The sequence below is a fragment of the Pseudomonas sp. 9_2_1 genome (genome assembly GCF_059295275.1).
Window position 1 is genome coordinate 549,137 of record NZ_CM181239.1, and the last position, 11,078, is coordinate 560,214.

9 protein-coding genes are annotated in these 11,078 nt (G+C 60.9%); 7 read left to right on the top strand and 2 right to left on the bottom strand.

Annotated elements, in window-relative coordinates; translation table 11 throughout:
* The first annotated feature begins 11 nt into the window (after nt 1-11).
* Nucleotides 12-476, top strand: coding sequence for a bacterioferritin (bfr, locus tag AC5O5I_RS02415; RefSeq protein ID WP_003255449.1), 465 nt, complete (start codon nt 12-14; stop codon nt 474-476).
* A 71-nt stretch (nt 477-547) separates the two neighbouring features.
* Here the strand turns inward: bfr and uvrA are convergent, their stop codons facing one another.
* A complete protein-coding gene (uvrA, locus tag AC5O5I_RS02420; protein ID WP_172285389.1) occupies nt 548-3,382 on the bottom strand; it encodes an excinuclease ABC subunit UvrA in 2,835 nt (944 codons plus the stop codon).
* A gap of 129 nt (nt 3,383-3,511) precedes the next feature.
* Between uvrA and AC5O5I_RS02425 the strand changes: the two genes are divergently transcribed.
* From AC5O5I_RS02425 to AC5O5I_RS02435, 3 genes are all read left to right on the top strand, one after another.
* Nucleotides 3,512-4,906 carry an MFS transporter gene (locus AC5O5I_RS02425; protein WP_172285388.1) on the top strand — a complete coding sequence of 465 codons (1,395 nt, stop codon included), beginning with the start codon at nt 3,512-3,514 and terminating at the stop codon, nt 4,904-4,906.
* A gap of 9 nt (nt 4,907-4,915) precedes the next feature.
* Complete coding sequence (locus tag AC5O5I_RS02430) at nt 4,916-5,467, top strand: single-stranded DNA-binding protein (protein ID WP_172230115.1); 552 nt, start codon at nt 4,916-4,918, stop codon at nt 5,465-5,467.
* Nucleotides 5,468-5,633: 166 nt separating this feature from the next.
* A complete protein-coding gene (locus tag AC5O5I_RS02435; RefSeq protein ID WP_172285387.1) occupies nt 5,634-6,503 on the top strand; it encodes a DMT family transporter in 870 nt (289 codons plus the stop codon).
* Between the two features lie 14 nt (nt 6,504-6,517).
* On the opposite strand, the gene AC5O5I_RS02440 is transcribed toward AC5O5I_RS02435, so the two are convergent.
* Complete coding sequence (locus AC5O5I_RS02440) at nt 6,518-7,912, bottom strand: aminotransferase-like domain-containing protein (RefSeq protein ID WP_172230112.1); 1,395 nt, start codon at nt 7,910-7,912, stop codon at nt 6,518-6,520.
* 439 nt (nt 7,913-8,351) lie between these two features.
* On the opposite strand from AC5O5I_RS02440, the gene AC5O5I_RS02445 reads away from it, so the two are divergent.
* From AC5O5I_RS02445 to AC5O5I_RS02455, 3 genes are read left to right on the top strand one after another with little or no spacing between them, the layout of a single operon-like run.
* Nucleotides 8,352-9,377, top strand: a complete 1,026-nt coding sequence (locus tag AC5O5I_RS02445) for a TauD/TfdA family dioxygenase (RefSeq protein ID WP_172230109.1) — start codon at nt 8,352-8,354, stop codon at nt 9,375-9,377.
* A gap of 31 nt (nt 9,378-9,408) precedes the next feature.
* The gene (locus AC5O5I_RS02450; protein ID WP_172285386.1) at nt 9,409-10,194 is read left to right on the top strand and encodes a sulfite exporter TauE/SafE family protein; all 786 of its coding nucleotides are present in this window, start codon (nt 9,409-9,411) and stop codon (nt 10,192-10,194) included.
* Between the two features lie 22 nt (nt 10,195-10,216).
* A complete protein-coding gene (locus AC5O5I_RS02455) occupies nt 10,217-10,978 on the top strand; it encodes an SDR family NAD(P)-dependent oxidoreductase (protein WP_172230103.1) in 762 nt (253 codons plus the stop codon).
* Nucleotides 10,979-11,078: the final 100 nt, after the last annotated feature.

The following is an 11,078-nucleotide window of genomic DNA, read 5'->3' on the forward strand; positions in this document are numbered from 1 at the left end:
GAAGCAGGGCGATGCAAGGTCACCCGGACGTAATCAACTACCTCGTCACGTTGCTGAAGGGCGAACTGGCGGCACGCGACCAGTACTTCATTCATTCGCGTATGTACGAAGACTGGGGCCTGTCCAAGCTCTACGAGCGTATCAACCACGAGATGGAAGAAGAGACGCAGCACGCCGATGCCCTGATGCGCCGCATCCTCATGCTCGAAGGCACCCCCGACATGCGCGCGGACGACCTGGAAGTGGGCAGCACCGTGCCGGAGATGATCGAGGCGGACCTCAAGCTCGAGTACAAGGTCCGCGGCGCGCTATGCAAGGGCATCGAGCTGTGCGAGCTGCACAAGGACTACGTCAGCCGTGACATCCTGCGTGCACAGCTGGCCGATACCGAAGAAGATCACACCTATTGGCTGGAAAAGCAGCAGGGCCTGATCAAGGCGATCGGCCTGGAAAACTACCTGCAGTCGCAGATGTAAGTTATCCACAGATCATGAAAAAGCCCCTGGCACCTTCGGTATCAGGGGCTTTTTCATGTTGTCGGATGTATTCAGGCCCGGTCCCGCTCCAGCAGCGGTTTCAGGTAATGCCCGGTATACGACTGTTTCATCGTGCTCAGCTCTTCCGGCGTACCGCAGGCAATGATCTGCCCACCTTTGGAACCACCTTCCGGCCCCAGGTCCACCAGCCAGTCGGCGGTCTTGATCACATCCAGGTTGTGCTCGATCACCACCACAGTGTTGCCGTGGTCGCGCAGGCGATGCAGCACGTCGAGCAACTGCTGGATGTCGGCGAAGTGCAGGCCCGTGGTCGGTTCATCGAGGATGTACAGGGTCTTGCCGGTATCGCGCTTGGACAGCTCGCGTGACAGTTTCACCCGTTGCGCCTCGCCGCCAGACAACGTGGTTGCCGACTGACCCAGCTTGATGTACGACAGGCCTACATCCATCAACGTTTGCAGCTTGCGCGCCAGCGCTGGTACCGCATCGAAGAACTCGCGGGCGTCCTCGATGGTCATTTCCAGCACTTCGTGGATGTTCTTGCCCTTGTACTTGATCTCCAGGGTTTCGCGGTTGTAGCGCTTGCTCTTGCACACGTCGCACGGCACGTAGATGTCCGGCAGGAAGTGCATCTCCACCTTGATCAGGCCATCACCCTGGCAAGCCTCGCAACGGCCACCCTTGACGTTGAACGAAAAGCGCCCGGGGCCGTAACCCCGCGAGCGTGATTCCGGCACGCCGGAAAACAGTTCGCGGATCGGCGTGAAGATGCCGGTGTAGGTGGCCGGGTTGGAGCGCGGCGTGCGGCCGATCGGGCTCTGGTCGATATCCACCACCTTGTCCAGGTGCTGCAGGCCATCCATGCTGCTGTGCGCTGCCGCTTCCAGGCTGCTGGCACCATTCAGGGCGGTAGCGGCCAAGGGGTACAGGGTGTTGTTGATCAGCGTCGACTTGCCCGAGCCGGACACTCCCGTCACGCAAGTCAGCAGGCCGATCGGGACTTCCAGGTCGACGTTCTGCAGGTTGTTGCCCCGCGCGCCCTTGAGCTTGAGCTGCAGCTTCTTGTTGCGCGGCGTGCGCTTGGCTGGCACGGCGATCTTCTTGCGCCCGGACAGGTACTTGCCGGTCAGCGAGTCAGGGTGGTCCATGACCTCCTGCGGCGAGCCCTCGGCGACGATCTGGCCGCCGTGCACACCCGCCCCCGGGCCAATATCGACGACATAGTCGGCCAGGCGGATGGCGTCCTCGTCGTGCTCCACCACGATTACCGTGTTACCAAGGTCGCGCAGGTGGTTGAGGGTGGCCAGCAGGCGGTCGTTGTCGCGCTGATGAAGACCGATGGACGGTTCGTCGAGAATGTACATTACCCCGACCAGGCCGGCGCCGATCTGGCTCGCCAGGCGAATTCGCTGGGCTTCGCCACCGGACAGGGTATCGGCGCTGCGGTCGAGGGTGAGATAGTCGAGGCCGACGTTGACCAGAAACTGCAGGCGTTCGCAGATTTCCTTGAGGATCTTCGCCGCGATCTCGCCACGGCGACCGGTCAGGGTCAGCTCGGCGAAGTAGTTGCTGGCATCACCGATGGGCAGGTTGGTCACCGCCGGCAGGGTTTTTTCGCCCACCCACACGTGGCGTGCCTCGCGGCGCAGGCGGGTGCCGCGGCAATCCGGGCAAGGCTGGGTACCGAGGAACTTGGCCAGTTCTTCACGCACGGTGGCCGACTCGGTTTCGCGGTAGCGGCGCTCCAGGTTCGGCACGATGCCTTCGAACGGGTGCGAGCGCTTGACGATATCGCCCCGGTCGTTGAGGTACTTGAAGTCGACGCTCTGCTTGCCACTGCCCTGCAGGATCACCTTCTGATGCTCGGCCGACAGCTCGCCGAAGGGCTCTTCCAGGCTGAAACCGTAATGCGCGGCCAGCGAGCCGAGCATCTGGAAGTAGTATACGTTGCGCCGGTCCCAGCCGCGGATGGCGCCTTCGGCCAGGGTCAGCTCGCTGTTGACCAGGCGCTTGGTGTCGAAGAACTGCTTCACCCCCAGGCCGTCGCAGGTCGGGCACGCGCCGGCCGGGTTGTTGAAGGAGAACAGCTTCGGTTCCAGCTCGCTGATCGCATGGCCGCATACCGGGCAGGCGAAGCGCGCGGAGAAGATCGTCTCTTCGCCCTGCTCGTCGTCCATCGGCGCCACCAGGGCAATACCGTCGGCCAGCTTCAGCGCGGTCTCGAACGATTCGGCCAGGCGCTGTTGCAGGTCGGCGCGAACCTTGAAGCGGTCGACCACCACATCGATGCTGTGCTTCTTCTGCTTGTCGAGTTTTGGCAGCTCGTCAAGCTCGTAGAGCTTGCCGTTGACCCGGGCGCGCACGAAACCCTGAGCGCGCAGCTCATCGAATACCGCCAGGTGCTCACCCTTGCGCTCGCGTATCACCGGCGCCAGCAGCATCAGCTTGCTGCCTTCCGGGCGCTCCAGCACCAGGTCGACCATCTGGCTGATCGTTTGCGCTTCCAGCGGAATGTCATGGTCCGGGCAGCGCGGGGTACCCACGCGGGCGTACAGCAGGCGCAGGTAGTCGTAGATTTCGGTAATGGTGCCGACCGTGGAGCGCGGGTTGTGCGAAGTCGACTTCTGCTCGATGGAAATGGCTGGCGACAAGCCTTCGATGGTGTCGACGTCAGGCTTTTCCATCATCGACAGGAATTGCCGGGCGTAGGCCGACAGCGATTCCACGTAGCGGCGCTGGCCTTCGGCGTACAGGGTGTCGAACGCCAGGGACGACTTGCCGGAACCGGACAGGCCGGTGATCACGATGAGTTTGTCCCGGGGCAGGGTCAGGTCGATGTTCTTCAGGTTGTGGGTACGTGCCCCACGAATCAGGATCTTGTCCACTGCGGCCTCGCTCGGCGGGCATAAACAAAGAAGTATACGGCGCCCTGCCAGTACGCGGCAAAGCGTCGCGTAGATGCCCTCAAGCTGTCGGACTGATAGAATCGCCGCCGGTTCATACGAGGTTAATCCATGCACGACACCCACAACGAGCGCATGAGCAGCGGCGAAACCCGCGCTGCTGGCGGCCTGGCCCTGGTCTTTGCCTTTCGTATGCTGGGCATGTTCATGGTCCTGCCGGTGCTGGCTACCTACGGCATGGACCTGGCCGGTGCAACCCCCGCACTGATCGGCCTGGCCATCGGTGCCTATGGCCTGACCCAGGCAGTGCTGCAGATTCCGTTCGGGATGATTTCCGACCGTATCGGCCGCCGGCCGGTGATTTACCTGGGGCTGGTGATCTTCGCCCTGGGCAGCGTACTGGCGGCGCAGGCCGACTCCATCTGGGGGGTGATCGCCGGGCGTATCCTGCAGGGCGCCGGGGCGATTTCCGCAGCGGTCATGGCATTGTTGTCCGACCTTACCCGCGAGCAGCACCGGACCAAGGCGATGGCCATGATCGGCATGAGCATCGGCCTGTCGTTCGCCGTGGCCATGGTTGTCGGCCCCTTGCTGACAAGTGCATTCGGGTTGTCAGGATTGTTCCTGACAACGGCAGGACTTGCCCTGGTGGGTATCCTGTTGATCGCGTTCGTCGTGCCCAACACCCACAGCATCCTGCAGCACCGAGAGTCGGGGGTGGCACGCCAGGCAATCGGCCCGACCCTGCGCCACCCGGACCTTCTGCGCCTGGATGTGGGCATTTTCGTCCTGCATGCCATTCTCATGGCCAGCTTCGTCGCACTGCCACTGGCCTTTGTCGAGCGCGGCGGCCTGCCGAAGGAGCAGCACTGGTGGGTATACCTGACCGCGTTGTTCATCTCATTTTTTGCAATGGTACCGTTCATCATCTACGGCGAAAAAAAGCGCAAGATGAAACGCGTACTGGCCGGGGCGGTCAGTGTGTTGCTGCTGGTGGAGCTGTTCTTCTGGCAGTGGGCTGACGGTTTGCGCGGACTGGTGATCGGCACCGTGGTATTCTTTACTGCATTCAACCTGCTGGAGGCATCGTTGCCTTCACTGGTGAGCAAAGTGTCGCCTGCAGGTGGCAAGGGGACGGCAATGGGGGTGTATTCCACCAGCCAGTTCCTCGGTGCTGCCCTGGGAGGAATCCTCGGTGGCTGGTTGTTCCAGCACGGCGGGCTGAACATGGTGTTCCTGGGTTGCGCGGTGCTGTGTGCCATCTGGCTGGTCGTTGCCTTGCGCATGAACGAGCCGCCCTATGTGACCAGCCTGCGTATGCCGCTGACGCCAGAGGCAGTCCGGGAAGCCGGCCTGACCGAGCGCCTGATGGCTGTGCCGGGTGTGACCGACGCCGTTGTGGTGGAAGAAGAATCCGCCATCTATATCAAACTGGATACGAAAATTTTGGACCGTACGACCCTCGAGCGCCTGGTAAACCCGGCCTCTTCGGCGTGCGAAGCCTAGGAGAACGTTATGGCCCGTGGGGTTAACAAAGTCATTCTGGTCGGCACCTGTGGCCAGGATCCCGAAGTCCGCTACCTGCCCAACGGTAACGCCGTGACCAACCTGAGCCTGGCTACTAGCGAGCAGTGGACCGACAAACAGTCGGGCCAGAAGGTCGAGCGTACCGAGTGGCACCGTGTGTCGCTGTTCGGCAAGGTTGCCGAAATTGCTGGCGAGTACCTGCGCAAGGGTTCGCAGTGCTACATCGAAGGCAAGCTGCAGACCCGCGAGTGGGAAAAAGACGGTATCAAGCGTTACACCACCGAGATCATCGTCGACATCAACGGCACCATGCAGCTGCTGGGCGGCCGTCCACAAGGTCAGCAGCAGGGCGGTGACCCGTACAACCAGGCCGGCGGCAACTACAACCAGGGCGGCCAGCAGCAACAGTACAACCAGGCCCCGCCACGCCAGCAGGCCCAGCGCCCGCAGCAGCAACAGCAGCAGCGCCCTGCACCGCAGCAGGCAGCACCGCAGCCGGCAGCTGACTTCGACAGCTTCGATGACGATATTCCGTTCTGATCAGAGCGTGAAGTTGTCCAGCTAGAGCAAAACCCAGGGCCATTGCCCTGGGTTTTTTTATGGGCAGGCCTCCTATGTAGGACGCTTCTGAATTAGCTGGTGTTGCAACTGCTTGCCGCCCTCACTGTTTACTATCTCCTCCTAGGCAGGCTGAGGAGCTGGAAACATGGACGTCATCATGGGTTTGGTAGCAGCCGTTTTCTGGGGCGCTACGGATTTTCTGGTAGGTGTAAACGCCCGAGCGGTTGGCATTCGCCGAGCCGTGTTCTTTGGGCAGGTATTGGGCCTGCTGCTGATGTGCCTGATCATCTTTCTGTCGGCAACTCAATTGGAAAGGATGCTGACGGCACCTGTACCGGCATTGCTCCTTGGCAGCGTTGCGGCGCTTTGCACGGTGTTGGGTGCATTGTCGCTTTCCAAAGCCTTCGCTATCGGCAAGACAGCTGTTGTGGCTCCGCTGGTAACCACTTACGGAGTTTTTACCACGCTGTTGGCCTGGCTCGGTGGTGAGGAATTGTCGCCTTGGCAGTTTATTGCCTTGCTGACCTGTTTCATCGGTGTGTTATTGGCCAGTAGCAGCGGGAACCGGTCTGGTGAACAGGGGCGTCCGATGAGCCGGTTGCCAGTTGCGTTCGCTCTGTTGGCTGCGGCCCTATACGGCGTCAGTTTCTGGCTCCAAGGTAAATATGCGCTGCCATCGCTCGGCCCTGTGAACATGTTGGCGCTAGGGTATGCAGTAGGGGTGATCTTCCTGATGCCCGAGGCGCTCAGGCTGATGAGGTGCTGGTCGGCCATTAGGCCAAGAACCTATGCGACATTGTGTAGTGCCAGCCTGTTCAACCTGGGTGGTTTTTCTGCTTTTTCCTGGGGGGTGCTGAATGGTTCGATTTCCATCGTCACGGTGATCAGCACACTGTCGGGAGGCATCGCCGCAGTACTTGGTTTCTTCTTCTATCGCGAGCGATTGTCCTGTTTTCAGGTAGTGGGCGTGAGCCTCGTTCTGGCTGGGGCCGTTCTGCTACACCTCGTTGGCTGATATCAGGCAGCGCTTCAATAGAACAGCCGCGGCTCCGGCGAATCCAGCAAGCTGACCAGCTTGGTCAATGCAAAGCCCAGTTCCTGACGGCTTGGTGTCATCAGCGCAATCCGCACCCCACAGGTGGCGTTGCTACGTTCGGGCAGGAACTGGCTGCCACTCACCACCGTGACGCCGTTGCTGCGGGCCAGGTTGGCAAACTCGTCGCTGGTCCAGGGGGCGGGCAACTCCAGCCAGATGTGGAAGCTGTTGGGCTGGCTGCGGATCTTGTACTTGCCAAGAATCTGCTGCGCCATGCACTGGCGCGCCGCCGCTTCCTCCTGCTGCACCTGCACCAGGCGGTCGGCCATGCCGCTGTTGATCAGGTTGCTGGCCAGTTGTGCCATCAGCGGCGAAGGCATCCAGACACTGCTGCGCACCATCGACGATAATCGTGAGAGCGTTTGCGGCGGCGCATAAAGGTAGCCGATGCGCAGCGCAGGCAGCACGCTCTTGGACAGGCTGGTGAGGTACACCGAGCGCTCTGGCGCATAGGCAGCCAGGGGTTTGTAGTCCGGCGCGGGTTCGAGAAAACCGTAGATATCATCATCGACGATGAACAGGTCGAACTCGCGGGCGATTTCGGCGATGGCCTGGCGCCGTGCGTGGGGCATGATGGTGTTGGTCGGGTTCTGGTGAGTGGTGACACACACCAGAAGGGAAGGGCGGTGCTCCAGGCACGCCGCACGCAGTGCTTCGGGGATCAGCCCGTGCTCGTCCATGGCCACGCCGCGCAGACGGCGCCCCATGCTATGGGCCAGGGAAATGATGCCCGGGTAGCAGAAGGACTCGCACAACACCACGTCTTCATTCTTCGACAGGCTGCTGATGGCTACCAGCAGGCCGTGCTGGGCGCCCGAGGTCAGCACCACCTGTTGCCAGCGCGCTTCCGGCAACCAACGCTGAATCCAGGCCGCGCCGGCTTGTTTATGGGTGGCATGGCCGCCCTCGGTCACGTAGTCGAGTACTTGCACCAGGTCGGGTGACTGGGCCAGTTCGGTTATGGCCCCCCGCAGCCAGTCCGTCATGTGCGCGTCATCGGGTTTGATGATCGACAGGTCGATCTGGCCGCTTTCTCGCTCGGGCGGTATCGGCGTTTGGCGTGTTGACGGGGGAGGCGTTTGCGCCTGGCGTTGCTGCAGGACGAAGGTACCCCGCCCGACTTCGCCCACTACCAGGCCGCGTTTGGCCGCTTCGTCATAGGCGCGCCCGATAGTGCCGGGTGTCACGTTCAAGGACTCGGCGAGGTCCTTGAGCGTTGGCAGACGTTCGCCTGCCACCAGCCGGCCGTTGCCAATGTCCTGCTCAAGAGCATCGGCGATCATCAGGTAGACCGGCTGCGCCAGGTCGCTGTAGTGAGGAACCCACATGGAAATGGCACCAGAATCTGCGAGAACGCGAAAGCCTAGCACGAAAGGTCTTATAGGAGTAATTGTGTTTTCCTACGGGTAAATTACCTTGATTGCCATGCTTGCGTACTGCGCTTTATGTCGGCCTTGTTTGTCCTCCGCCTACTCCACGTCGGACTGGACGCCCTGAGCATTGCGCCATCGACCAGAAACCTTTTGAAATCAATGAGTTGATTGAATCGATTCAATCGACATCTATTTGCTTCGCAGAAATGGATTGAATCGATTTTATTTTTGTAATTACAATGATTGAGTCGATGCAATGTGAGCGCGACCTGCCGGTTGCCTCTACCTGTCGTCACACCGCTGTGAAAGGGAAAAATTATAACGTCTGCCGCCTCTGCCCGGCCTAGCACGACATCGAACGGCCTCGAGCCAGCTCAATGGAATAACACTCGAAATGGAAAGCGCACACCTGCATCAAGTGACCGAGCCTCAGGCTTCACTTGAGATCCGCCTGCCCTGGGTTAGCTCCAGTGCCTGGCAAACCCTGCTGAACAACACCCCTCTCGATTTCGAGACCAGCAAGGAGCTTTACCCACAGCTCAGGGACCAGGCTCAGGAGGTGCTGGGCAAGGGGTTGTGCCAGCAGATTCGCGGGTTTGTCGAAGACCCGCACCTGACTAGCATGATCGTGCGCAACTGCCCCCGGGATCGGGACATCCCGCCCACTCCTTATTCCGGTGTGCTAAGCCCGGGGAGTACGCCAATTGCCTGCTTGGTAACACTGAGCATGCAGAGCCTGATGGGTATCAACCCGATCGTTTACGAAGGGGAGAACAACGGCCGGCTGTTCCGCCACGTCATTCCGTCGCGCAATGCATCCAGCCACAAGAGTTCCCATGGCTCGCGGTTGCGCTTTTCCTATCATGTGGATAACCCGGACTTGCCGCTGTCATCCGAGCCACTTGGCACGGCGTCCTGCTGCCCGGAATATCTCTCGTTCTTCGGCATGCGCTGTGACCCGCGCATCAGCACGACGCTGGTCAATCTTGATGCGGTAGTGGCGGCATTACCTGCCTCGGCGGTTCGTGAGCTTTCCCTGCCGCAGTTCGAAGTCCGCCGCCCCGACTCGTTTACCGGCAATCGTCGGTGCACGGCCGAGCTGCCGGTGCTGGCCCGTGGTCACGCCGGTGAATGGCTGTGCCGCTTCGACAGCGAGAACACCCACGGGCTGAACTTGCGTGCAGAGCAGGCTCTGGCAAACCTGCGATCGGTGCTGGAAACCCGCCGCTTCGACGAACCGCACCTGTTGCTGCCGGGTGATTTCATGATCTTCAAGAACCAGCGTGTGCTGCACGCCCGCGATGGCTTCGAGCCGCAGAACGATGGTGCCGACCGCTGGCTGTTACGTCTGTTTGCGGTCAACGACTTGAACCGGGTGCATTTCGCGCGAGCGGACCACCTGTACGAAGTCCTCTCCTGATCTTTTTCACCGACTCGATGGAAGTACTGCTATGGAACTGTTAGGAGCCTTTTGGGCGGAACACTGGTTGTTGGCGATCCTGATGCTCGGGGCGATTGCATTTGTCGCCGGGTTTGTCGACAGCATCGCAGGTGGCGGCGGGTTGTTTCTGGTCCCAGGGTTTCTGCTGGTCGGCATGCCGCCGCAGGTCGCGCTGGGCCAGGAGAAGCTGGTCAGTACCTTGGGCACGTTGGCTGCTATTCGAAACTTTCTGGCCAACAGCAGGATGGTCTGGCAGGTGGCGCTGGTCGGGGTGCCATTCTCGTTGCTTGGTGCCTACCTGGGCGCGCATCTGATCGTCTCCATCCCCCAGGAGACCGTAGGCAAGATCATCCTGGCGTTGATCCCGTTCGGCATCCTTATCTTCCTGACACCAAAGGACCGGCCAGTCGAGGAGCGTGAATTGTCATCGCGGGTGCTCTACACCGTAGTTCCGCTTACCTGCCTTGCCATCGGCTTCTATGACGGATTCTTCGGCCCGGGCACCGGCAGCATGTTCATCATTGCCTTCCACTACCTGCTGCGAATGGACCTGGTGTCCAGCTCGGCCAACTCCAAGACCTTCAATTTCGCCTCCAACATCGGTGCATTGGTGGCCTTCGTCATCGCCGGCAAGGTCGTGTACCTGCTGGCCCTGCCGCTGGTGGCCTGCAACATTCTCGGCAACCACCTGGGCAGTGCCCTGGCCCTGCGCAAAGGCAATGAAGTGGTGCGCAAGGCGCTGGTGTTCTCGATGCTCTGCCTGTTCACCAGCCTGGGCGTCAAATACCTGGTCTGACCCACCCATTTGGAGAAAACTGATGAAAACTGCATTCGTGACTGGCGCCTCTTCGGGGTTCGGCCGGGCCATCTGCCGCACACTGATTGCCAAAGGCTACCGTGTGCTGGGCGGCGCCAGGCGCCTGGACAAGCTGCAGGCGCTGGAGACAGAACTGGGGGTCAATTTCATCCCCCTGGCGTTGGACGTTACCGACCCGGTATCACTCGGGACGGCGATGGAGCAGATTGCCGATGCCAAGCTGCAGATCGACCTGCTGGTCAACAATGCCGGCCTGGCGCTAGGCGTCGACAAAGCCCAGGCCAGCAGCGCGGAAAACTGGCAGCAGATGATCGACACCAACATCACCGGCCTGGCGATGGTCACCCACAAGGTCCTGCCGCGTATGGTCGAAGCCGACAGCGGCATGATCATCAATATCGGCTCCATTGCCGGCACCTATCCCTATCCGGGCGGCAATGTGTATGGCGCCAGCAAGGCCTTCGTCCGCCAGTTCAGCCTCAACCTGCGTGCCGACCTCGCCGGTACTCGGATACGGGTGAGCAACATCGAGCCTGGCTTATGCTCGGGCACTGATTTTTCTCTGGTGCGTCTGAACGGTGACCTGGAGGCGGTGCAGGCGCTGTATCGCGACGTGCAGGCCATTCTGCCGGAAGATATCGCAGCCACGGTGGCCTGGATAGCCGAGCAGCCAGCGCATGTGAACATCAACAGCATCGAGATCATGCCGGTGGCGCAGAGCAGTGCGGCGCTGAACGTGGTGCGCAACCTGCCGCGTGCCTGAGCGTGAATAAAGCGCTACCACCTGACCCAGGTCATCGCACCTTGCGGATTCTTGACTAGTCTTAACGGTTGGCAGCCATCAATTGGCCGCCACCGTGACT

Coding starts and splice junctions, on each gene's coding strand:
- bfr (WP_003255449.1), top strand. CDS start 12: ATGCAAGGTCACCCGGACGTAATCAACTACCTCGTCACGTTGCTGAAG.
- AC5O5I_RS02425 (WP_172285388.1), top strand. CDS start 3,512: ATGCACGACACCCACAACGAGCGCATGAGCAGCGGCGAAACCCGCGCT.
- AC5O5I_RS02430 (WP_172230115.1), top strand. CDS start 4,916: ATGGCCCGTGGGGTTAACAAAGTCATTCTGGTCGGCACCTGTGGCCAG.
- AC5O5I_RS02435 (WP_172285387.1), top strand. CDS start 5,634: ATGGACGTCATCATGGGTTTGGTAGCAGCCGTTTTCTGGGGCGCTACG.
- AC5O5I_RS02440 (WP_172230112.1), bottom strand. CDS start 7,912: ATGTGGGTTCCTCACTACAGCGACCTGGCGCAGCCGGTCTACCTGATG.
- AC5O5I_RS02445 (WP_172230109.1), top strand. CDS start 8,352: ATGGAAAGCGCACACCTGCATCAAGTGACCGAGCCTCAGGCTTCACTT.
- AC5O5I_RS02450 (WP_172285386.1), top strand. CDS start 9,409: ATGGAACTGTTAGGAGCCTTTTGGGCGGAACACTGGTTGTTGGCGATC.
- AC5O5I_RS02455 (WP_172230103.1), top strand. CDS start 10,217: ATGAAAACTGCATTCGTGACTGGCGCCTCTTCGGGGTTCGGCCGGGCC.